The 22,448-nt window shown below is 69.1% G+C and carries 19 protein-coding genes and 1 pseudogene; 18 read left to right on the top strand and 2 right to left on the bottom strand.

What is annotated here, in order from left to right:
* Window position 1: 1 nt before the first annotated feature.
* Window positions 2-1,405: a type VII secretion integral membrane protein EccD gene (gene eccD / locus VF106_RS29150; protein WP_330843074.1), complete on the bottom strand. Its 1,404-nt coding sequence runs from the start codon at window positions 1,403-1,405 to the stop codon at window positions 2-4.
* A 137-nt stretch (window positions 1,406-1,542) separates the two neighbouring features.
* Here eccD and eccCa point away from each other — a divergent pair, with 137 nt between their 5' ends.
* The 5 genes from eccCa (at window position 1,543) to VF106_RS29125 (ending at window position 9,370) form a co-directional block, all read left to right on the top strand.
* The gene (gene eccCa / locus VF106_RS29145; RefSeq protein WP_330843073.1) at window positions 1,543-5,544 is read left to right on the top strand and encodes a type VII secretion protein EccCa; all 4,002 of its coding nucleotides are present in this window, start codon (window positions 1,543-1,545) and stop codon (window positions 5,542-5,544) included.
* Between the two features lie 589 nt (window positions 5,545-6,133).
* A complete protein-coding gene (locus VF106_RS29140) occupies window positions 6,134-7,879 on the top strand; it encodes a type VII secretion-associated protein (RefSeq protein WP_330843072.1) in 1,746 nt (581 codons plus the stop codon).
* Window positions 7,880-7,950: 71 nt separating this feature from the next.
* Window positions 7,951-8,463 (top strand): hypothetical protein, encoded by a 513-nt coding sequence (locus tag VF106_RS29135; protein WP_330843071.1) that lies wholly within the window; start codon window positions 7,951-7,953, stop codon window positions 8,461-8,463.
* Between the two features lie 86 nt (window positions 8,464-8,549).
* Entirely contained in the window at window positions 8,550-9,017 is a 468-nt protein-coding gene (locus VF106_RS29130) for a WXG100 family type VII secretion target (RefSeq protein ID WP_330843070.1), read from the top strand.
* Between the two features lie 62 nt (window positions 9,018-9,079).
* Window positions 9,080-9,370, top strand: a complete 291-nt coding sequence (locus VF106_RS29125) for a WXG100 family type VII secretion target (protein WP_330843069.1) — start codon at window positions 9,080-9,082, stop codon at window positions 9,368-9,370.
* Between the two features lie 71 nt (window positions 9,371-9,441).
* On the opposite strand, the gene VF106_RS29120 is transcribed toward VF106_RS29125, so the two are convergent.
* Complete coding sequence (locus tag VF106_RS29120; protein WP_330843068.1) at window positions 9,442-10,332, bottom strand: hypothetical protein; 891 nt, start codon at window positions 10,330-10,332, stop codon at window positions 9,442-9,444.
* A gap of 196 nt (window positions 10,333-10,528) precedes the next feature.
* Between VF106_RS29120 and rplM the strand changes: the two genes are divergently transcribed.
* The 13 genes and pseudogenes from rplM to VF106_RS29055 form a co-directional block, all read left to right on the top strand.
* Window positions 10,529-10,972: a 50S ribosomal protein L13 gene (gene rplM, locus VF106_RS29115; protein ID WP_330843067.1), complete on the top strand. Its 444-nt coding sequence runs from the start codon at window positions 10,529-10,531 to the stop codon at window positions 10,970-10,972.
* A 41-nt stretch (window positions 10,973-11,013) separates the two neighbouring features.
* Entirely contained in the window at window positions 11,014-11,472 is a 459-nt protein-coding gene (gene rpsI / locus VF106_RS29110; RefSeq protein ID WP_414639088.1) for a 30S ribosomal protein S9, read from the top strand.
* A gap of 116 nt (window positions 11,473-11,588) precedes the next feature.
* Window positions 11,589-12,923: a phosphoglucosamine mutase gene (gene glmM, locus VF106_RS29105; RefSeq protein ID WP_330843066.1), complete on the top strand. Its 1,335-nt coding sequence runs from the start codon at window positions 11,589-11,591 to the stop codon at window positions 12,921-12,923.
* A 144-nt stretch (window positions 12,924-13,067) separates the two neighbouring features.
* A complete protein-coding gene (locus tag VF106_RS29100; protein ID WP_330843065.1) occupies window positions 13,068-13,418 on the top strand; it encodes a hypothetical protein in 351 nt (116 codons plus the stop codon).
* The gene (locus VF106_RS29095; RefSeq protein ID WP_330843064.1) at window positions 13,418-15,355 is read left to right on the top strand and encodes a hypothetical protein; all 1,938 of its coding nucleotides are present in this window, start codon (window positions 13,418-13,420) and stop codon (window positions 15,353-15,355) included. Before VF106_RS29100 ends, VF106_RS29095 begins: the two co-directional genes overlap by 1 nt.
* A gap of 2 nt (window positions 15,356-15,357) precedes the next feature.
* Window positions 15,358-15,819, top strand: a complete 462-nt coding sequence (locus tag VF106_RS29090) for a hypothetical protein (RefSeq protein ID WP_330843063.1) — start codon at window positions 15,358-15,360, stop codon at window positions 15,817-15,819.
* Window positions 15,820-15,960: 141 nt separating this feature from the next.
* Complete coding sequence (locus VF106_RS29085) at window positions 15,961-16,341, top strand: hypothetical protein (protein WP_330843062.1); 381 nt, start codon at window positions 15,961-15,963, stop codon at window positions 16,339-16,341.
* On the top strand, window positions 16,338-18,935 hold the full coding sequence (locus VF106_RS29080; protein ID WP_330843061.1) for a hypothetical protein: 2,598 nt from the start codon (window positions 16,338-16,340) through the stop codon (window positions 18,933-18,935). The genes VF106_RS29085 and VF106_RS29080 overlap by 4 nt, the downstream gene beginning before the upstream one ends.
* A gap of 17 nt (window positions 18,936-18,952) precedes the next feature.
* Window positions 18,953-19,486, top strand: a complete 534-nt coding sequence (locus VF106_RS29075) for a hypothetical protein (protein ID WP_330843060.1) — start codon at window positions 18,953-18,955, stop codon at window positions 19,484-19,486.
* Window positions 19,483-19,740, top strand: coding sequence for an acyl carrier protein (locus VF106_RS29070; protein WP_330843059.1), 258 nt, complete (start codon window positions 19,483-19,485; stop codon window positions 19,738-19,740). The genes VF106_RS29075 and VF106_RS29070 overlap by 4 nt, the downstream gene beginning before the upstream one ends.
* A gap of 5 nt (window positions 19,741-19,745) precedes the next feature.
* On the top strand, window positions 19,746-20,951 hold the full coding sequence (locus tag VF106_RS29065; protein ID WP_330843058.1) for a beta-ketoacyl-[acyl-carrier-protein] synthase family protein: 1,206 nt from the start codon (window positions 19,746-19,748) through the stop codon (window positions 20,949-20,951).
* On the top strand, window positions 20,948-21,979 hold the full coding sequence (locus VF106_RS29060) for a beta-ketoacyl synthase N-terminal-like domain-containing protein (protein ID WP_330843057.1): 1,032 nt from the start codon (window positions 20,948-20,950) through the stop codon (window positions 21,977-21,979). Before VF106_RS29065 ends, VF106_RS29060 begins: the two co-directional genes overlap by 4 nt.
* Window positions 21,976-22,448 (top strand): annotated as a pseudogene (locus VF106_RS29055) (WXG100 family type VII secretion target); the annotation flags it as partial. The gene VF106_RS29060 and the pseudogene VF106_RS29055, both read left to right, overlap by 4 nt.

Genomic DNA, 22,448 nt, shown 5'->3' with positions numbered 1-22,448 from the left:
CCTAGTTGGCCGGCAGGATGTTCGCGTGCCGCAGTGCGCCGTACAGGTTCATGACCGCGAGCGAGAGCGGCAGCACGACCGCGATGCACACCGCTTCGAAGATCTCCACGGTGCGGCGCAGCGGCGGCGAGAACCGCTGCTCAGGGAAGATCACACCGAGCACCAGCGCGCCAGCCCCGATCAGCACGAGCGAGCCGAACACCCACAGCAGCCGGGTGAACGAGTCGGCCGTGATCAGCCAGCCGACCAGGATGCCGGTGCCGGAGAAGATGCCGGTGGCGAGCAGCGCGATGGCCTGGCTGCCGTTGGCGTAGGTGCGGGCACGCAGCAGCAGCACCAGAGTGGCGCTGATGGCGGTGAGGATGGCCCAGATGTCCGCCTTGCTGGCGGTGATGATCGCCGAGATCGCGGCCGCGGTGCCGAGCCCGATGATCATGCCGGTCATGTACTCGTGCGCGAGGCCCGCGCGGCGCTCGATGGACCGGTAGTCCGGGAAGCCGCTGTCCTCCTTGAGGTCCTCCGCGCTGCCGGGCACGTTCGGCAGCGGCAGCCTGGCCAGCTGGATCGTCACCCTGGGCAGGACGGACAGCGCCGCCAGCGACACGGCGGCGGTGCCGGCCGCGATGCCGGGCGCGGGGTGCGCGATGAGCGTGCCGATGGCGAACGCGATGACGCCGATGAGCGCCGCGGACCCGGCCGCGACGAACGTGGTCACCCCGGCGCCGATCAGCATGATCGACGCGGACGCCACGATCAGGACCAGCGCGCACGCGAGCAGCAGGCTGGCCCGCCCGGTCGCACCAGGCACGATGTAGAGGCCGGACACGAACGCCATCGGCAGCCCGCCGGCCGCGGCGATCAGCACGCCGGCCGTCTCGGCCTGGTAGCCGCGGGCGATGGTGGCGCCGACCGCAACGCTCACGATCGACATCGCGCCCGCGGTGATCGCGGCCGCGATCGCGTCGCCGCCGAACAACGGGCCGGCCATGAGCACGGTCACGGCCGCGACGACCAGCGCGAGCGCGCCCGCGATGTAGCCGATCCGGTTCGCCGTCTTCTTCGTCCAGGGCCGGTAGCTGTCCGGGGTCGACTCGGCGATCGCGTCGACCACGTCGTCGTACAGCGGGGGCGGCGGGTTCTCGGCACGCTTGCGCAGCTGCAGCAGTTCGCCGTCGACGACACCGAGCGACGCCAGGGTCCGGCTCGGGTCGAGCGGGGAGTCACCCAGCTTGGCCAGGCACCAGCCGCCGTGCCGCGCGCCGCCGTCCGGGGTGACCTCCTTGGCCATCTCGAGCAGCATCGGCAGCAGGTCGGCCACGGCGACCCCGGCCGGGAGCGCGACGTCGATCCGTGTTCTGGGCGCCACTACCGTCACCCGGCTGAACACAGTGGTACCGGTTGCCACCCTCGAGCCCCCTCACCCGTCGTTCCTCCATAACCACCCCTGGTTGTCGGTGGCGGCCCCTAGTATGGCCTTGCCGGTGCTCGCGTGTGCGCGGGTTCCGTTAATCGGGGTTGCGAAGATGTGAGGGGAAGCACACGGTGAGTACGCTTCAGTTCAAGCGTTCACCTCGGTTGGCCGCGCCGCGGCAGCCTGGCGGCGAGGTACATCTCGAGCCGCCACCCGAGGTACCACGCGTCATCCCCGGCAACATCCTGATGAAGCTCATGCCGGCCGTGATGGTCGTCGCGATGCTCGGCATGATGGCGCTGATGTTCACCGCCGGTGGCGCGCTCGGCCGCAACCCGGTGACCCTGCTGTTCCCGATGATGATGATGTTCTCGATGGTCGGCATGTTCGGCCAGAACCGCGGGGGCGGCCAGAAGAAGGCCGAGATGAACGAGGACCGCAAGGACTACCTGCGGTACCTCGGCCAGATGCGTGACCGCGCCAGGGAGGCCTCGCTCGACCAGCGGGCGGCGCTCGAGTGGGTGCACCCCGACCCGCAGGCACTGTGGTCCATGGCCACGAGCCGGCGCATGTGGGAGCGCCGCCAGTCCGACCCCGACTTCTGCCACCTGCGTGCCGGCCGTGGCTCGCAGCGGCTCGCCACCCGGCTCGTGCCGCCGCAGACCGGCCCGGTCGACGAGCTGGAGCCCATCGCCACCCTGGCCCTGCGCCGGTTCGTCCGCGCGCACTCGATCGTGCCGGAACTGCCCATCCAGATCGCGATCCGTGGGTTCGCGGCGGTGGGGCTGTCTGGTGACAAGGAGTTGACCCGCGGTCTCACCCGTGCGCTGTTGGCCCAGCTCGTGACGTTCCACACGCCCGACGACGTGCTGATCGCCGTCGTCACGAGTGGCCGGGCCAAGGCCGAGTGGGAGTGGGCGAAGTGGCTGCCGCACACCCAGCACCCGTCGATGGTCGACGGCATCGGGCAGATGCGGATGATGGCCGGCTCGCTCGCACAGATCGAGGACTGGCTCGACGAGGAACTGCGCGACCGGCAGCGGTTCACCCGTAACGCGCCGCCGCAGCCCGACCAGCCGCAGGTCGTGATCGTCATCGACGACGGCGAGGTCACCCGCGAGGAGCAGATCATCCTGGAGGAGGGGCTCGTCGGCGTCACGCTGGTCGACCTGTCCGACAGCCTCGGCAACCTCACCGCCCGCCGCGGCCTGCGGCTCGTGGTGGAGGAGGACCGGCTGGGCGCCCGCAGCGCCTCGGGCGTGGAGTGGTTCGCCAAGCCGGACACGATGACGGTGGCCGAGGCGGAGGCACTGGCCCGCAAGCTGGCGCCGTACCGGTTGGGCGCCGCGGCCGCCGACGACGGTGGCGAGGAGCCGCTGCTGTCCAACCCGACGCTGCTGGAGCTGCTGGGCATCCCCGGCGACCCGATGACGTTCGACGTGCAGCAGGCGTGGCGGCCCCGGCCGATCCGCGACCGCTACCGCGTGCCGTTCGGCGTCGGCGAGTTCGGCCAGCCCGTCGAGCTGGACATCAAGGAAGCGGCCATGGAGGGCATGGGCCCGCACGGCCTGTGCATCGGCGCGACCGGTTCCGGTAAGTCCGAGTTCCTGCGCACGCTCGTGCTCGGCATGCTGGCCACGCACTCGTCGACCAACCTCAACTTCATCCTGGTCGACTTCAAGGGTGGCGCCACGTTCCTCGGTCTTGACTCCGCGCCGCACGTCGCCGCGACCATCACCAACCTGCAGGACCAGCTGACCCTGGTCGACCGCATGAAGGACGCGCTCGCCGGCGAGATGAACCGTCGGCAGGAGGCGCTGAAGAACGGCGGCAACTTCAAGAACGTGTGGGAGTACGAGAAGGCCCGCGAGAACGGCGCCGACCTCGACCCGCTGCCCGCGCTGTTCATCGTGGTCGACGAGTTCTCCGAGCTGCTGTCCGCGAAGCCGGACTTCATCGACCTGTTCGTCGCCATCGGACGTCTCGGCCGGTCGCTGCAGATGCACATGTTGCTCGCCTCGCAGCGACTCGAGGAGGGCAAGCTGCGTGGTCTCGACTCGCACCTGTCGTACCGGATCGGTCTGAAGACGTTCTCCGCGGCCGAGTCCCGTGCCGCGATCGGCGTGCCGGACGCGTTCGAGCTGCCGTCGATCCCCGGCTCGGGCTACCTGAAGTACGACACGTCCACAATGGTCCGGTTCAAGGCGTCCTATGTGTCCGGTCCGTACCGACCCGCCGGCATCCAGACCGCGGGCCCTGCCGCGCCGATCAGCGGCGACCGGCGAGCGAAGCTGTTCGTGCCGGACTTCATCGAGATCCCGAAGGAGCCGGAGAAGCCGATCGAGCCGGTGAAGGAGGCGCCGCGGCCGGAGCAGAACGCGCCTACCGAGCCGAGCGAGCTCGACGTCATCGTGGGGCGGCTCGTCGGCCAGGGCGCACCCGCGCACGAGGTGTGGCTGCCGCCGCTGGACATGCCCAACTCGCTCGACACGCTGCTGCCGCCGCTGCAGCCGACCGAGGACCGCGGGCTGTCGCCGGCCGGGTTCTTCGGTAACGGCCGGCTCCAGCCGCCGCTCGGCCTGATCGACAAGCCGTTCGAGCAGCGCCGCGACCTGCTGTGGGCGGACTTCTCCGGAGCGGCCGGTCACGCTGCCATCGCGGGTGGTCCGCAGTCGGGCAAGTCGATGCTCGTCCGTACGTTGATCATGTCGATGGCGCTGACGCACACGGCCGAGGAGGCGCAGTTCTACTGTGTCGACCTCGGTGGTGGCACGCTCGCCTCGCTACAGGGGCTGCCGCACATCGGTGGTGTCGCCGGCCGGCTCGACCCGGACAAGGTGCGCCGCATGGTCGCCGAGGTCTCGGGTCTCGTGTCCGCTCGGGAGCAGTTGTTCCGGGACAACCAGATCGACTCCATGACCGACTTCCGCAACCGCAAGCGTCGCGGTGAGCTGCGGGAGGACCCGTGGGGTGACGTGTTCCTGGTCGTCGACGGCTGGCTGAACTTCCGCCAGGAGTTCGAGTCGATCGAGTCGCAGGTGCTGAACGTCGCCGCGCAGGGTCTGTCCTACGGCGTGCACGTGATCGTCACGGCCAACCGCTGGGCGGAGATCCGGCCGGCCATGAAGGACCTGCTCGGTACCCGTTTCGAGCTGCGGCTCGGTGACCCAAGCGAGTCCGAAGTGGACCGTCGGGTCGCCGTGAACGTGCCGGAGGGTCATCCCGGCCGCGGTCTGTCCCGCGACAAGCTGCACTTCCTCGTCGGTCTGCCCCGCATCGACGGGTCGAGCAACACCGAGGACGTCGCGGCGGGCGTCCAGGACTCCATCGCGAAGATCAACGCCGCCTGGCGCGGCAGGCGCGCACCGCAGGTGCGACTGCTGCCCGAGCTGATGCCGTACGAGGAGCTGCTCGCGCAGGACGGCCAGCGCGGCACGAAGCTCGTCCCGGTCGGCATCAACGAGGACGAACTGGCGCCGGTGTACCTGGACTTCGACGCCGACCCGCACTTCATGGCGCTGATGGACGGCGAGTCCGGCAAGACGAACCTGCTGCGCACGATCGTCCGCGGCATCGTCGACCGGTACACGCCGAAGCAGGCGGTCATCGTGCTGATCGACTACCGCCGCACCATGCTGGGTTTCATCGAGACCAAGCACCTGCTCGCGTACGCGGTCTCGTCGAACCAGCTGGGCGGCATCGTCGGCGAGGTCAAGAAGTCACTGCAGAAGCGGCTCCCCGGGCCGGACGTCACCCAGGAACAGCTGAAGAACCGCTCCTGGTGGAGCGGCCCGGAGCTGTTCGTCATCTGCGACGACTACGACCTGGTGTGCCCACAGGGCAACAACCCACTGCAGCCCTTGGCGGAGTTCATCCCACAGGCAAAGGACGTCGGCCTGCACATCATCGCCGCCCGCCGCACCGGCGGCGCGTCCCGCGCGATGTTCGACCCGGTCATGGGCAAGCTGAAGGAGATCGCGACGCCGGGTCTCCAGGGCAGCGGCAGCAGGGACGAAGGCCAACTGATCGGCAACGTCCGCCCGTCCCAGATGCCCCCTGGTCGAGGCATCATGATCAGCCGTAAGGCGGGTCAGCAGCTGATGCAGGTGGCGTGGATCCAACCGGAGGCGTGAGTTCTGTGGCTTGGGCCGGGCTGCCGGGGTAGAGCCGGGCCGGGCCGCGGTGGGGCCGGGCCGGGGGGGCCGGGGTGGGGCTGGCCGGGCCGGGCCGGGGTGGGGCTGGGAGTTGGCAACGGAGCCGTTTGGCAAGGACGGTTTGAGCTTCACAGTGGTCAGGCCTGGCAAGCGGATTGGCCTGGCAACGGCCACTGAGACGGCTCCGGTGTAACCCTCGCCTGCCCGCCCCCCGAGGAACCCGGCTGGTTCAACGCGGGGCACTCGCGTGTCCAACACTCCAGACCCGCGTGTCCAACACTCCAGACCCCTGAGTTCGACATTTCGGCACCCGAGGTTTGGCCTGGTGGTGCGCGAGTCTCGCGTTCGGCCCCCGCGAGTTTCGCGTTCGGCACACCCGAGTTGTGGGTTCGTGTTCGGGGCGGTCTGTTGTGCACCTTGTTCGGTGCGGTGTCGTCGAGGTGGTTCCGCCGATTGTGTGATCCGTTGCCGCTGATCGGCAGCACCGCCGTTCCGGTGGGCGCGGTGCGGTCGGGTGGGTCCTACCATCGGGAGGCTGAGCACGCCGATGGGTACCGGAGGGTGTGAGTTGACACTGCGGGTGGCGGTCGACTTCGGTACGTCCAGTACGTGCATCTCCGTCTCGGTTCGTGGGCGGGAGCCGCAGGTCGTCGCCGTTGACGGGGCGCCGCTCATGTCCTCCGCGGTGTACGCCGCGCCTGACGGGACCCTCTTCGTCGGGCAGGAGGCCGATCGCCAGGCCGCTGTCGACCCGGCCAGGTACGAGCCGCATCCCAAGCGGCGGATCGACGAGCCCGAGTTGTTGCTCGGCGCCAGTGTGCACAAGGTCCGGGACGTCATTCGTGCCGTGCTTTCCCGTGCCGTGGCCGAGGCGCAGCGCGTTGGTGGCGGGTCCGTCGACCAGCTCGTGCTCACGCATCCCGCCGACTGGGGCGGCATCCGAACGCGGGTGCTTCGCCAGGCCGGCAACGGGCTCGCCGCTCGGATCGTCCTCGTGCCAGAACCTGTTGCCGCCGCTGTCTTCTACGCCGCCAGTTTTCCCGACGCGCTGCGGGATCGGGCCGTGGCCGTGCTCGATCTCGGGGGTGGGACGGTCGACGTCTCCGTGGTGCGGGGTCACCAGGCCCTCGCGACCAAGGGGGATCCCACGTTCGGTGGGGCGGACATCGACCAGCTGCTGCTCGAGCATGTCGGGTCCGTCGTATCCGGGGCCGACGAGCAGGCGTGGCGTGAGCTCGTCGAGGGGCGTGAGCTGCCCGACCGGCGTCGGCGTCGGGTCATCCACCAGGACGTTCGCGGTGCCAAGGAAACTCTCTCCCGGCACACCTACACCGATGTGCCCATGCCGCAGCCCTTTCCTGACGTGCACGTCACACGTGGCGATCTCGAACGGCTCATCACGCCCCACATCGAGCGCGCCGCCGACCTGACCGCCGCCACCATTCGCGAGGCCGGGCTCGCGCCGGGCGACGTCGCCGGGATCTTTCTCGTTGGTGGGTCCAGTCGGATTCCGCTCGTCTCCCAGCTCGTCCACAGGCGTTGCGGCGTGGTGCCCACCTCGCTCGACCAGCCGGAGACCGTGGTCGCGCGTGGGGCGTTGCGGGCCGTGGCCGGCGGAGGTGAGGGCACGGGTGTCCTGCGTCCCGCGCCCCGCCAGGCGCCGCCACCCCACCGGCCGCCACCCCGGCCGCGGCCCGCGTTGCCGCCAACACCGCCGGTCAGCGACTCGAAACGGCGGTCCGCCCTACTGCTCACCGGCGGTGCCGTGTTGGCGGCCGCCGTCGCGATCGTGTTGGTGCTCGTGCTCACCAACGGCAACGAGCCGCGCTCCGGGGCCGCGACGAAGACCGCCACTTCGACCGCGTCGGCTGGGCGGCTCATCGCCCAGTACGAGTACCAGTTCACCCTGCCCGCCGACTGGCTCCAGACGGGCGGTGACGCGACCCAGCTCCGCACCGAGGTCAAGCCCGCCGACGCGCCGGGGGGCGACGACCTCGTCCTGGTCCAGCAGATCCGGCTCTCCTTCGACAGCGACCAGGACCGGGCACGCGCGGTCGACAAGCTGCGGGACGAGTTCGCGGCAGCCGGGGAGACGTTCAGCGGCTTCGACGAGGACGCCACCTACGCCGGCCGCAACGTCATCCACTACCGGCAGTCGCTGCCGAACAGCGACGCCACGGTCAACTGGTATGTGGTCTTCCAGCGCAGCACGCAGGTCAGCGTCGGTTGCCAGCACGGCAACTCCGGCAGTCGGGACGCCGAGGTGGCCGCTGCCTGCGAGATGATTGTGAGAACGCTACGCATTACCGAATAGCCTCGAATAGGCTGGTGAGTATGAGTTTTCGGCAAGCCGCGGCACGGTTCTCCGCAGAGGTCGAGCGGGCGTTGACCAGGGCCCGGCGGGCTTCGCGTGACGCGCGTGCGGAGTCCGCCGACTTCCGCAAGCGCACCGAGGAGCTGTCGTCGCAGGCGAAGTCCGGGAAGTTGCGGGGAGTTCGCCGCGGCCAGGTGGCGCCGACCGACGCCCTGGCGCAGGCGGAGGCCGTGAAGTTCCGCGCCGACAACGGTTTGCCGGTCGCCGACACGCCGACGGCCGAACAGCTCATGGCCCGCCTGCCGAACCAGGACGCCGGCCAGGGACGGCCTGCCCGCGTCGCGGAGAACGACGACTTTTCCGAGCACCAGGTGCTCTTCGACGTCGACAAGGAAGCGCGGGAAGCCAGGCCGTCCGGACCCGTCGGGAACGATTCACCGGAACCCGAAGCAGCCCGTTCGAGTGAATCGGAAGGCGACTTTTCGCAACCGCGAATCCCCCTCGACGACGATGCCGAATCCTACCGTCCAGATGAGATCCTGCAGTCCGTCTTCGACATCGACGACCGGCAAAACCGCAGGTAGAAGCCGCCTTCTCAAGCTGGATCCGAGGTTGGCGGCGAGGTCAGGTCGCAGGCGCTGACGGCCCCTTCGGCACCCCGTATTCACATATGCGATCGCGGCGCGCGTTCACGCTCGCAACGACCTCAGATCAAGTGGCGACAACGTGGAACCACACATGGCAGGGTCTACGTCGCAGGAGGCGTACGGAGCGAAAAGCGAGTACGACCACACAGACCCATGAAGGGGGTTCGTTACCTATGGCGGGTAGCTTCAAGACTGGGACAGAGGAACTTACCAAGGTTTCCGACCAGATGGTCCAGGCCAACGAGGCGCTGCAGGACGAGGGTCGCTCGCTGGCGCAGGCCGTCGACGCGGTCCAGGGCGCGTGGTCCGGTGCCGCTGCGCAGGCGTTCACCAGCCTGATGGGCCAGTACGCCACGGACTTCCAGAACCTGAACACCGCGCTGCAGAACATCGCCGAGCAGGTCGCCGGTTCGTCCCGTGACTACTCCGCCCAGGAAGAGACGGCGGCCTCGGACATCTCCGCGATCATGTCCACGCTGGACAACGGCTGAGACTCCTCGTTCACCAGGTTCATCCCCGTCTTTTCGACACACAGGCTTAATTAGGAGAATTCATGGGCGACATCAAGGTCACATTCGGCTCGCTGGAGGCGCTGTCCGGGGACATCGGCACCCGCATTTCCAGCATCACGGGCCACCTCGACACGCTGGCCAGCCAGATCGCCACGCTCGAGGGCCTCTGGGAAGGTTCCGCGAACGAGGGCTTCCAGACCACGAAGACCCAGTGGTACAGCTCGGCCGACCACCTCAAGCAGGTGCTGGCGAAGATCCAGACCGCGGTGCAGACCAGCACCGACGGCTACCGCGAGGCTGAGACCCGCAACACCCAGCGCTGGGACGGCTGAGTCCGGCGCTCGAACGACGCGAACGGGGCTCGGGAGAAATCCCGGGCCCCGTTCGTCTGTCCGCGGTGGGATCAGTTCTCCGGCGTCCGGTCGTTGAACTTGTCGAAGAACTGGCCGGCCGCCGCCTGGTCGGTGATCGCCGTCACGTCGGCGGCGGCGGGCTGGTCGGGGAGGTCGTCCTTTGTGGCCTCGCCGATGACCTCGTACTCGAGCTGCAGCTCCAGCGGCGTCGCGTCGCCGTCGGTGACCGTGTCGCGGATCTCGAGCCCGGTGAAGTTCATCTCGCGGTCGAACCGGATGACGACCGGGATCATGGTGTTCAGCATCCGGTCGGTGAACTCGCGGTCCTCCTCCGCGATCGAGATGAACCCCTCGTCGACCATCGTGCCCAGCGTGGCTCCCGTGATGACCTCGAAGCCGTCGTCGGTCGCACGGGCGTCGTTGCGCTGCCTGTCCGGCATGTCGAGCTTCGTCTGCCCGATCGCGGCGTCCAGGTGGCAGGCGACCCACGCGGTGATCACGAAGCAGTTGTCGAAGCCGCCCGTGAACAGCGAGGGCACCGACACCCACGGCGTCGGCGCGAGGAACGCGTGGTCGGAGTCGAGTTCGATGTAGTCGACCGGCGACGCGTTCGGCCACAGCGTCTGCGACCAGTCGCCGTCCCCGGTGAACCGCCGCTTGGTCAGCACGGTCGGCGGCTCGCCCACCTTGAACGACTCGTGCTCCGTCGTGATCTTGACGTCGCCGTAGTTGAGGTAGTTGTAGACTCGCGCGTGCTCGTCGCCCAGGTTGACGAAGTGGTCCTGGAACTCCTCGAGGCCGCGTTCCACCGCGTCCGCCGTCGCCTGCTCGGCGGCCGCCTCGTCGGCGACGGGCTCGCCGGTCGTCGGCTGGGCGCAGCCGGCCGCCGCGACGACGCAGAGGACAGTGCCGACCAGCCGCGCCGATCGGGTGATATTCATCTCAGCTACCCCTATGCCGGTCCTCGGAGATCACCGTCGAAGTGCACGATAGTGCTCCTGTCGCACCCCCAGGTGGGGGTCGCTTTGACCCCTCTCTCCACGGCCAGGTATCTTTCTATGTTGTTGCGCAGCGCGGGCATATGTCCGCGCTTGGAGCGCACATGAACCCTGAAGCAAATGACGACGAGGTAGATCCGTGCGCACGTACAGCCCGAAGCCAGGCGAGGTGGCCCGCACCTGGCATGTCATCGACGCTGAGGACGTTGTCCTTGGACGGCTCGCCTCCAACGTCGCCACCCTGCTCCGGGGCAAGCACAAGCCCACCTTCGCTCCGCACGTGGACACCGGTGACTTCGTCATCATCGTCAACGCGGACAAGGTCGTGCTGACGGGTAACAAGCGCGAGCAGTCGTTCGCCTACCGGCACAGCGGCTACCCGGGCGGTCTGCGCAAGCAGTCGTTCGGCGAACTGCTGGACACCCGTCCCGAGCGGCTCTTGGAGAAGGTTGTCAAGGGCATGCTGCCGAAGAACAAGCTCGGCCGTGCCCAGGGCAAGAAGCTGAAGGTCTACGCCGGCCCGGACCACCCGCACGCCGCGCAGCAGCCGAAGCCGTTCGAGATCGCCAAGGTCAGCAGGTAGATGAACTTGCTAGCCATCAAGTCGAGCACAAGCGAGGATCATTGAGCACCCCTGAGACCACCGAGGCTCCCGCCGTGGAGGAAGCGCCCGAGCCCCGCCCCGTGCGGATCAGCGGCGAGACCGCCCAGACCGTCGGTCGCCGCAAGGAGGCCGTCGTCCGCGTCCGGCTCACGCCGGGCAGTGGCAAGTTCACGCTGAACGGCAAGTCCCTCGAGGACTACTTCCCGAACAAGGTGCACCAGCAGCTCATCCGTGAGCCCCTGGTGACCGTCGAGAAGCCGGAAGCGTTCGACGTCCGCGCCAACCTCAAGGGCGGTGGCATCACCGGCCAGGCCGGCGCGCTGCGGCTCGCCATCGCGCGTGCGCTCATCGAGCTCGACTCCGAGGACCGCCCGGCGCTGAAGAAGGCCGGCTTCCTCACCCGTGACCCTCGGGTCAAGGAGCGCAAGAAGTACGGCCTCAAGAAGGCCCGCAAGGCGCCTCAGTACAGCAAGCGCTGAGCGTCCGCCTCTCGATGTAGTGGAACGCCGCGGCCGGTGCGTGCGATGCACCGGGCGCGGCGTTTTCTGCTTTCTGACCACCTCGCGTCCTGACCACTGTGGAGGTTTCGCCGACGATGGCTCGCCTTTTCGGTACCGACGGTGTTCGCGGCCAGGCGAACTCCGAGCTCACCCCCGAGCTGGCCCTTTCCGTCGCGGCGGCGGCCGCGCGGGTGCTGGCCGAGCACGACAGCTCCCACCGGCCGGTCGCGGTCGTCGGCCGGGACCCGAGGGCGAGCGGGGAGATGCTGCAGGCGGCCGTCGCGGCTGGGCTGACCTCCGCCGGCGCGGACGTGATGCAGCTCGGCGTGCTGCCGACGCCCGCGGTCGCGCACCTGGTCGGTGAGCTAGGCGCCGACCTCGGCGTGATGATCTCCGCTTCGCACAACCCCATGCCCGACAACGGCATCAAGCTGTTCGCGGCGGGTGGGCACAAGCTGGCGGACGCCATCGAGGACGAGATCGAGGCGCACATGGGCGCCGAGTACGCCCGGCCCACCGGCACCGGTGTGGGTCGCGTGTACGACATCGCTGACTCGCTCGACCGGTACATCGCGCACCTGCTGAAGGCGGTCCCGAACCGGCTCGACGGTCTGCGTGTGGTCGTGGACTGCGCCAACGGCGCCGCGTGGGCGGCCGCGCCCCAGGCGTACCGCGAGGCAGGCGCCGAGGTGATCGCGATCAGCGCGCTGCCCGACGGCGAGAACATCAACGAGGGCTGCGGCTCCACCCACCTCGAAGGCCTCCGCGACGCGGTGCTCGCCGAGGGGGCGCACCTGGGCATCGCCCACGACGGTGACGCGGACCGCTGCCTCGCGATCGACGGGGCCGGCAACGTCGTCGACGGCGACCAGATCATGGCCGTGCTGGCGGTCGCCATGAAGGAGAGCGGCGAGCTGGCGGAGAACACGCTGGTCGCCACGGTCATGAGCAACCTGGGCCTGCACCTTGCCATGCGGGACGCCGGGGTGACGCTGCGGACCACGGCCGTCGGTGACCGCTACGTGCTGGAGGCACTGCGCGAGAACAACCTGTCGCTCGGCGGCGAGCAGTCGGGTCACGTGGTCATGCCGTCACACGCAACCACCGGCGACGGCCTGCTGACGGCACTGAGGCTGATGTCGCGGGTCGCCGCCACGGGTCGTCCCCTCGCCGAGCTGGCCGCGGTGATGACCCGCCTGCCGCAGGTGCTGAAAAACGTGAAGGTCGCCGACAAGGCCGCCGTGGCCAGGTCGTCCTCGGTCAGCGAGGCGGTGGCCGAGGTGGAGGCGGAACTCGGCGAGACGGGCCGGGTGCTGCTCCGCCCGTCCGGCACGGAACAGCTGGTCCGTGTCATGGTCGAGGCCCCTTCGCTCCAGGTCGCCGAAGCCGCCGCCGACCGCCTGGTCGGTGTGGTCAGCGCGGCCGTCTGACCAGCGTTTATCTTTCGGTGAATCGCCGAAAAAACGCACGCGAACGAGGTCGGCTCGGTATGTTGCTAGCAGTGTCCGCGGGCGTACGATCCGTGTGCTTGTGAGCACTCGTCGTGGCAGTGAAGGAAGACCGGAGGAACAGCGATGGCAGGCGGTATGGAGGTCGATCCGGCGGCCATCCAGGCATTCGCCACGTTCCTCGCTGACGCGAAGAGCCAGCTGGAGCAGGTCAAAGCCCAGTTCGACGCGCCGAACGCGGCCGCGGAGCACTTCGGCAGAAGCTGGAAGGCCGAGGGCGACCAGTACGTCGACGACTGGGGCAAGCTCGCGCCAGACCTGGGGAACCTGTCCACACTGCTCGACCAGGTCGCCGCACAGCTGACCGCCGGCGCGGAACTCACCGTCGCCGGTGAGACCGCGGCCGTTGGCGAGTTCACCAAGATCGCGGCCAGTGGCGACACCGAGGCCCCGGCGAGCGAGTCCGGGGGTATCTGATGGAGTTCGCCCTCGCCAACCTCTGGCAGGACTTCAAGCACGCGTCGAACACCGAAGGCACCCTCGGGGACAACGGCAACGAGGTGGTTCTGGGCCCTCGGCTCAACGAGGCGGTCCAGCACCTCGCCAACGGCTATCTGAAGCACCTGGAGCTGGGCCCGGAGCACAAGGCGACCGACGAGCGGGCCAAGCTCCTCGATGTGCACTGGGGTCGCATCGAGCTCGACGGCGCCCAGATACGCGGCCTCGGTGCCGCGATGACCAACTTCGCCGAAGTCCTCGGCGCGAACGTCACCAAGCTCGCGGAGAGCTGGAAGGGCGAGTCGTACGACGCGTTCAAGGCCGCCATCGACAAGGTGCAGGTCACGCTGGCCACCTATGGCGAGCAGGCGACCATCACCGGCGAGGGACTGGTCAACGCCATGTCCCAGATCCGCGAGATCTACCAGACCTTCGCCGACGACAGCGCTGACAAGCACCTGAACTTCGGCCAGGTGTCAGCGCCGGAGAAGTGGCACAAGATGACGGATCACGAGGCCTACTCGGGGTTCGAACTCGCGGAGGCGTGCCCCACTGACCACGGCGCCTTCAACTGCACCAAGAACAACGACGAACAGCGGAACATCATCACGGATCGATTCGTGTCCGAGCGCCGCTGGGGCATCTGCAAGGACGATCCGTGTTTCAAGAACGCCGGCCGCGTCATGATCATGTACAACAACATGGTCGACGAGTGCCAGGCGGCGATCGACCGGATCAAGGGCAAGCTCGACAACTACTTCGGTGCCGTTCAAACGACGGTCAGATCTGTCTCCGAGCTGTACGGCGCGGCGGTTGGCAATGTTCACAACCTCGCCGACGAACAGGTCTTCACCTCGCTGCGGGTGATCGGCGGGCAGCCGGCCGGCGGTGGTCCGCCCATGGGTGGTGACACCAGCGGTTATCCCACTGGCGGGGGTGGCGGTCCGGTCGACGGTGGCTATCCCGGCGGTGGCATGGACACCGGGATGGGGCCGGCCTCTGTGGCCGAGCCGATGCCGCCCGAGCCAGCGCCGGTGGACACCGCCGCCGCGCAGGAACCGCCGGCGGCCGAGGTGCCCGGTGAGCAGCGGGAGACCGTGGAGATCAAGGACGGCGACCGCACCATCGGGGTCAGCAGCCCCGACGGGGACCGGGTCATGGTCACGGTCACCGACGCCGCCGGGGTGACGAAGACCTACGAGCTCGACTTCGCCACCGCCAGTGGACTTGCCACGGGGCAGGCGACGGACGCGGTGCCTGGTCCGGACGGGGTGGTGCCGGAGCAGATCGCGGCCCGCACGGACGGCCGGTGCGTCATCCAGGACGGCCCGCTGACCATCACCGCCGAGCGGTCGTTGTTCTCCCCGGACTCGATCGAGCTGGTGGTCGACGACGGCAGCGGCGGCAAACCCACCACCTACACGCTCGACTTCGAGGCGCAGGACACCCCGCCTGAGGACACCACAGCGGCGGCGCCGTCCGGCGCGCCGGTGGCTGATCAGCCGGTCCAGGGCTCGGTCGACGCGGGTTCGCCGGTCAGCCAACAACCGCCGGCGGCAGCCGATGTGCCGGGGCAAGGACCTGCGGCAGGTTGGCCTGCTGGTCAGGATGCCCAGGCGCCTGCCGCCGGGCTCACGTCGCCGCAGGCGTGGCACGGTGACGGGTCGGTGTCCGGGGTGCTGGTCCCTGACCAGCCGGACGGCGAGGCCCACCTCGGCGCGGCACCCGACGCCGCCCAGCCGGAAATGGCCGGGATGGCCGGCGCTGGACTGCCGATCGGCGGCCCGGCAGGCGGGGGCACCGAAGCTGGCGGGCGTGCCGGTTCCGGGTGGAGCGTGCACGGCGACCTCTTCGACAACGCCGAACCCGTCTACAGCATGCACGGTGTGCTGGGTGACGACGAGGCGAGCAAGTAGCCATGGCCCTCGCCGACATCGACGCCGCCACCACGCAGCGGCGTATCCAGGACGCCGTCGAGGCCAGCAGGAAGGCGTTCGCGGCGCACGCGCAGCGGTCCGCGGAGATCGACGCCGCATCCAGGGAGGCGGCCGCCAGGGAAGAGGCGGACCTGAAGGCCGTGCGGGAACGCCGTGCCGAGGTCGAGGCGCAGAAGGCGGCCACCAAGCAGGAGGAGCAGAAGCCACGGCCCAAGCGCGGCACGTTGTCGCTGGGTGCGGAGGAGTTCAAGCTCGACCGCGACGCACGCAAGGCGGCCGGACAGGCTCAGCCGGCTCGTCCCGCCGGACAGACTCAGCCTGCCCCTCCAGGACAGGCCGCCCCGCCCCGTCCAGCGCCGGCCGAACAGGCCGCGCCCGCCAGGAAGAGACCGCCGCGTCCCGAGGTGGACGACGACATGTCCGGGCGGACCTGGCTTCGGTAGCGGAAGCAAATTCGCCGGTTGGACTCCTCGCCACCTGCGGATAGGTACATTCTGTGTGCAGATGCGACGGCACCGTCCGTCGCGGGCGTGCGTCGAACGAGCGCAAACCGCGTCAGCGACACCGTGAGGGGGAACCGGACCATGACTACACCTCCACCGAGCACGACCTCGGGGCCGAGCGCGGGACCAAGTGGGGTACAGGCGCCGGACGGGTACAAGACAGACACGGACCAGATGTCGTCTGCTGGCCGGAACATCAACACCAAGGCCGAGGACGCCAAAGGCGACGTCGAAGAGGTCAAGCCGGCCAAGGTGAAGGCCGCCGAGTTCGGTGAGCACGCCGATCACCAGGCATGGCAGCCCGACTACGCAGCCGCCATCGAGGCGCTCGGCACGGCGTCGACCGCCATGTGCGACAACCTCATGGCGTTCGCCGGGCAGCTGGGTGGGGCCGGCAGCACGTATGCCGAGCAGGAGAGCAGCGCGCAGAACACCGTCAGCCAGTCTGGGGCCGGGCTGTGAGTAAGTCCTGGCAAGAGGTCAAGTCCATACTGGACGATCCGTACGTCTCCGCGGACACCAAGGAAGAGTTGCTCGTCGCGTACGCGACGGAGAACGACGAGGACGACCGCCCTGCCGAGTTCGACACCTATGCCGACAACTACACCATCGACGGCAATGACGCGTTCGGGGACGGGTTTTCGATCCGTGGCACCGACGCCGTCTACCAGGAGGCGAAGGACGAGTCCGACGAGTCCGGCTACAACGCACGCCTCAACAACGAGGCTGTCGAGTCCGGTCGCGGTGATATCGAGGGTATGCAGGCGCCTGTTGAGGGTTCGTCTGTCGGTGTGCAGAAGTCGGATGAGATTTTCGACGCGGCTCGGCCGGCGTTGAGGTTGTGGGAGGACTTTCTTCCGATCAACGACAAGGTGCCGGGTGATTCGTTGGGTCGGCACGGGAAGATCAATCTTGAAGAGGACATCAGGAAGCGTTTCGACGAGCAGATGGGTATCTCGTTCAAGAACTTCCTGGACGACGCCAAGCGTCTGCGGGACGCGCACACCACGTTGAGCCAGCTCAACGGGAGTACGCAAACCGAGCTGAACAACCTCTACCGGGAGTGGACGGGTCCGGCCGCGAACGCGTCGTACCAGCACTACTCGGAGAAGCTCGTGCCGAACATCACGGATCTGCTGGAGTACCTGCAGACCTCGCCGGACATGATCGACACGGCGGTCGAGGAGATCTTCAACGCCTGCAAGAACAAGGCGAACGAGGTCATCGAGCAGTACCAGTCCGGGAACGGCACCATGGGCAGCGCGACCCCGCATATCGCCGAGCAGGTCGTGAAGCTCGCGCGCGGTGAGTTCTCCGAGCAGGAAGAGGTGCTCGAGGTCGCGGCGTGGGTGGACGCCGAGACAGGTAGCAACCTGGAGTCGACGATCCGCAACGACGCGTGCGGTATGGAGGGGGAGAACAAGGAGTACGTGATCCGCGAGTGCAAGAGGTGGATCCGTGACTCCTTCAACGCCGACCTGCACGACAACCTCTACACCAACTTCAAGTCGCTCTGCGACGACACGCTCGAAGCGGTGAACCTCCAGTACGAGACGCTGAACGGTTTCCTCAAGGAGTACGAGAACAAGTTCGGCGAAGTGCAGCCCTACCAGCCCCCGCCAAGCGGCAACGGCAACGGTGACGGCAGCAACGGTGGTGGCGGCAACGGCGGCGGCAACGGTTCGGGCGGTGGTTCCGGGAGTGGTGGCGGCTCCGGCTCCGGTGGGGGCAGCGGCGGTGGCGGTGGCGGTGGCATGCCCGAGGTCCCGACGCCTCCGACGACCGACCCGAGCGGCGACAAGCCCGGCGACCCGACCCAGCCGGACCCGAACAGCCCGCCGCCCTCGACCTCGCCGACCGGGGAACAGCAGGAGACCGTCACCATCAAGGACGGCGAGAACGAGATCTCGGTGACCAGCCCGGACGGTCAGGGCATGGTCAAGGTGACCGTCGACGACGGCTCCGGCCAGCCGAAGACGTACTCCCTCGACTTCGGCGGCCCGGACGCGGCGACCGGCGCGCTGCCCGGCACGCCAGGGCAACCCGGCCAGCCAGGCACGCCGGGTGCGTCCGCCGGAGCGCCGGGCACGGACGGGGCACCGGCCCCGGACACGCCGATCGAGCCGGGCCCGGACGGCAAGTGCGTGATCACCGACGGGGACCTGACCATCACCGCGGAACGGCCGGAGGGCCAGCCCGACACGGTCGTGGTCACCGTCGACGACGGCACGGGCAACCCGACCACCTACAACCTGGACTACTCGGAGGCGGGGACCGGCGCGCAGGGCGGACCGCAGGGCGCGGTGACGCCGCTGCCCGCGGAGGTCCCGCAGGGGATCGGGCGGCCGATGCCGGCCGAGGTCATACCTGGCAGCGTGCCGATGCCGGCGGAGATGCCGCAGGGCGTCACCACGATGCCGGCCTACGGCGAGATGCCGCCCCCAGGGACGGACATGCCGCAAGGGCAGCCGATGCCGGCGGGCGCGCCGCAGGGGTTCGGCACGATGCCCGCGTACGGCGAGATGCCCCAGGGCATCGCCCATCCCGGCCCGGACATGCCAGGGCACCAGGGTGTGAGCACGCAGCCGGCCTTTGGGCAGATGTCGCCAGGAATGGGCCATCCCGGGGAAGGGCCGCAGGGTGTCAGCACCCAGCCGGCGTTCGGGGAGCCGCCGCACCAGCAGCAGCACTCGTTCGCCACCTCGGCGGCCGCCGCCGCTCCGGACGGGGGTTACGGCGGGTCCCACGCACCGGGCGGTCAGGCTGGCTCGTTCGGCGTGCCGGACCACCACGAACCGTCGCCGTACGTGGACCGTCCCAATGGTGAGGCGAGTCTGGCCGGCGCGCCGGACAACCCTCCCGGCGGCGACCACTCTGGCACCGCCCAGCAGTCACAACCCGGGATGGCTGGAATGCCGCCGATGATGGGTGGTGGACAGGGTGGTGGTGGTTCCAACGACACGGAGCGCGCCGCGACCCAGTGGCGCACCACCGGTGACCTGTTCGACGAGCCGGACCAGCGGTTGCCCGGCGCGTTCGGCGGCAGAGGGAACTAGATCATGAGGGGAAACTGATGGGCGCTTTTGACCGGGCCGCGGCGGCGCGGGCCAAGATGGCGCAGGTGCAGCGGGAGATGGCGGAGCGGCGTTCGCTGCGGGACCGCAACTTCCGGCAGAAGCGCGAGCAGGCGCTCGATGCGTTCAAGAAACAGGGCCCGGTGATGGAGCAGGTCGCGAAGCACCTGGGCGAGTTGGGTCGGCGCCGCAAGCAGGCCGGCGGCTGGGCCACCCAGAAGACCGAGCAGGACAAGGACTTCGTGATGGGCTTCGGCCTCGCGGACGAGGATCCCTCGAAGGACCCGTACAACTTCCGGGCGGCACCGCGGCCCGCGGCCGCCGGCACCGCCCCCGGCGGCATCGGCTCGCTCGACGAGGACGAGTCCCCGCTGGCCCGGTCCTCGGCGCCGATGCCCCCGCCCGCTCCCGAGGCGCCACCCGCGCCGGAGCCGCCCGCCCCGCCACGGGCCAAGCGCCGGCCGGCCCCTCGGACGGAGATCGACGACGATGACGACTTCTCCAACCAGTCCACCTGGATGCAGAACCGGTGAACGCCCAGGTCGCGGAGCGGGCCGACGAGATCAAGGCCCTGGTGTGCCGGGTGCTCGAGGTGGACGAGGACCAGGTGGGCCCGCGTGACAGTTTCCTCGACGACCTCGGCGCGGACTCGATGAAGCTGATCGAGCTGCTCGCCAACCTGGAGATCGAGTTCGACGTCGAGGTCGACCCGGCCGAGTTCGCGCGCCTGGTCGACCTCGACGGTGTCTATGCCGTGCTCGGTGAGGCGCTCGACCGCCGGGACTGAGGGGAATGAGCATCACGACCCGCCAGCGCGTCGCCGTCACCGGACTCGGTGTGGTGTCGAGCATCGGCACGGGCGTCGCCGACTACACGGCCGGACTGCGGACCGGCCGCGACGGCGCACGCCCGATCAGCGTGTTCGACACCGAGGGGTTCGCGCACCGGGTGGGGTGTGAGGTCGTCGGTTTCGAACCGGAGCGGTGGGTCACCGCGCAGCCGGTGGAGAACCTGGGTCGGGCCGCGCAGTTCTCGGTCGCCGCGGCACGGATGGCGGCGGACGACGCGGGACTCGACGCGGATCCCGGTCGTGCCATGGTCTGTCTCGGTACCACCGACGGCGGCGGGGACGCCGGTGAGCGGATCGCCGAGCATGTCGTGCGGGACTCCGACATCCCGGCCGAGCTGCCGCGCCGGGTGCCGGCCGGGTCGCTCGGCGTGGCCGTCGCCCGCGAGCTTGGTCTGTCCGATGTGGACATATCGACGGTCGCGACCGCCTGCGCCGCCGGCAACTACGCGATCGGCAACGGGTTCGACGCCATCGCGTCCGGCGACGTCGACGTGGCGCTTTGCGGGGGCGCGGACGCCATGTGCCGCATGACGTTCACCGGGTTCTACCGCCTCGGCGCGGTCGATCCGGAGCGCTGCCGGCCGTTCGATGTCAACCGGGCCGGCATCCTCACCGGCGAGGGCGCGGGCGTGCTCGTGCTGGAACCACTGGACCATGCGTTGGCCCGAGGTGCGCGGATCTACGCCGAGGTGCTGGGCTACGGGCTCAACTGCGACGCCGGGCACCCCGTGGCGCCGGACCGGGACAGCGTCGCCGCGTGCATGCGGCTCGCGCTCGACGATGCCGGGGTGACGCCCGACCGGGTGGACCTGATCTCCGCGCACGGCACCGGCACGAAAGCCAACGACACCACCGAGTGCGGCGCCATCCACGACGTGTTCGGCGATCGCCCGCCGCGGACGGTGTCGGTGAAGTCCATGCTGGGCCACACGATGGGCGCGGCCAGTGCGCTGTCGGCCATCGCGTGCGCGCTCGCCATCACCGAGGGGTTCGTTCCCCCGACCATCAACCACGTCGAGACCGACCCGGCGTGCGCGATCGACTGCGTGCCCAACGAGTCCGTTCCGGCGGAGCTGTCGGTCGTGCAGAACAACGCGCTCGCGTTCGGTGGCAACAACTCGGTCGTCCTCTTCGGACGGTACGGATGACCGGCGTCGTGATCTCCGCGTGGTCGGCGCTCTCCCCGTTCGGCCACGGCAGGACCGCGTTCGCCGACGGTGTACGGCGCGGGGTGCCGGTCGACCCGGTGTCCACAAAGGATGACTGGGCCGCGGCGGATGCGTACGTGGTCCCGGACTTCGACATCGTGGCGCAGCTGGGGCGCAAGGGCACCGGCTCGATGGACCGGACGAGCGCGCTCGCCGTCGCCACCGTGCGGGAGTTGGGCGCGCCGAACCCGACGACCGGCGTCGTGCTCGGCACCACGAGCGGCTCGGCCCGCACCCAGTTCGAGTTCACCCGCGACTCGCTGACCCGCCGCCGGCCGTACTTCGTCAACCCGGCGCAGATGCCGTTCGCGCTCATGAACTCCGCCGCCGCCCAGGCCGCCATGTGGCACGGCCTGACCGGCCCGAACAGCACGATCGCCGCCGGCAGGAACTCCGGCCCCGCCGTGCTGCGGTACGCGACCCGGCTGTTGCGCACGGGACGGGCGAGCGGCGTGTTCGCTGGCGCGGTCGAGGAGCACAGCGGTGCCCGTGAGCTGCTGGAACGCGGTCAGACACTGGGCGAGGGCTGCGTGCTGTTGTTTTTGCAAACCGCCGAGGTGGGGAACCGGGCGGCGCTCGCGGAGGTCGTAGCGTCGGACACCCGGTTCTCCGACGGCGCGCCAGGCCGTGCGCTGACCGAGAGTCTGCGGCAGGTTGGTGTCGCGGCGGACGAGGTGTGGGGGCTCGCGCTCTCCACCGCGACGCCGGAACTGTCCGAAGTGGAAGAGGAAGCGGCGGGTGAGGTGTTGGGGCAGCGGATCGGCACAGTCGTCCGCCCGGGTCGGCTCATGGGCGACACGGGCGCGGCGAGCGGTGTCTTCGCGCTCGCGGCACTGCTGGCCCACGCCGAGGTGGACGAGCGTGCGCGGGGACGGCTCGCGGTCGCCACGTCGGTGGACCGGGACGGCACGGCCGGCTGTGTCGTGCTTCGCTTGACGGGATCGCAGAAGGCTTGGGGTGAACGATGAGCAGGTCGTGGGCGGAAGTCAAGCGTCTTCTCGACGATCCGTACGTGGACGCGGACACCAAGGAAGAGTTGCTCGTCGCGTACGCGATGGAGAACGACGAGGACGACCGTCCTGCGGAGTTCGACAGCTACGCCGACAACTACAGCATCGACAGCGATGACATCTTCTTCGGGGACGGACGTCTCGCGCGTCGCGGCACGGACGCCATTGCCCGGGAGGCGCAGGAGGAGTCCGACGAGGCGGGCTACAACGCGCGGCTCAACAACGAGGCTGTCGAGTCCGGTCGCGGTGATATCGAGGGTATGCAGGCGCCTGCTGAGGGTTCGTCTGTTGGTGTGCAGAAGTCGGATGAGATTTTCGACGCCGCGCGGCCGGCGTTGAGGTTGTGGGAGGACTTTCTTCCGATCAACGACAAGGTGCCGGGTGATTCGTTGGGTCGGCACGGGAAGATCAATCTTGAAGAGGACAT

Source organism: Actinophytocola sp. (assembly GCF_036378875.1).
GTDB lineage: Bacteria > Actinomycetota > Actinomycetes > Mycobacteriales > Pseudonocardiaceae > Actinophytocola.
This window is presented reverse-complemented; position numbering and strand designations above follow the sequence as displayed.

Bases quoted from the DNA above. Each gene is read 5' to 3' on its own strand.
- VF106_RS29130 (WP_330843070.1), top strand. From the start codon at position 8,550: ATGCGATCGCGGCGCGCGTTCACGCTCGCAACGACCTCAGATCAAGTG.
- VF106_RS29125 (WP_330843069.1), top strand. From the start codon at position 9,080: ATGGGCGACATCAAGGTCACATTCGGCTCGCTGGAGGCGCTGTCCGGG.
- VF106_RS29120 (WP_330843068.1), bottom strand. From the start codon at position 10,332: ATGAATATCACCCGATCGGCGCGGCTGGTCGGCACTGTCCTCTGCGTC.
- glmM (WP_330843066.1), top strand. From the start codon at position 11,589: ATGGCTCGCCTTTTCGGTACCGACGGTGTTCGCGGCCAGGCGAACTCC.
- VF106_RS29100 (WP_330843065.1), top strand. From the start codon at position 13,068: ATGGCAGGCGGTATGGAGGTCGATCCGGCGGCCATCCAGGCATTCGCC.
- VF106_RS29095 (WP_330843064.1), top strand. From the start codon at position 13,418: ATGGAGTTCGCCCTCGCCAACCTCTGGCAGGACTTCAAGCACGCGTCG.
- VF106_RS29090 (WP_330843063.1), top strand. From the start codon at position 15,358: ATGGCCCTCGCCGACATCGACGCCGCCACCACGCAGCGGCGTATCCAG.
- VF106_RS29085 (WP_330843062.1), top strand. From the start codon at position 15,961: ATGACTACACCTCCACCGAGCACGACCTCGGGGCCGAGCGCGGGACCA.
- VF106_RS29075 (WP_330843060.1), top strand. From the start codon at position 18,953: ATGGGCGCTTTTGACCGGGCCGCGGCGGCGCGGGCCAAGATGGCGCAG.
- VF106_RS29065 (WP_330843058.1), top strand. From the start codon at position 19,746: ATGAGCATCACGACCCGCCAGCGCGTCGCCGTCACCGGACTCGGTGTG.
- VF106_RS29060 (WP_330843057.1), top strand. From the start codon at position 20,948: ATGACCGGCGTCGTGATCTCCGCGTGGTCGGCGCTCTCCCCGTTCGGC.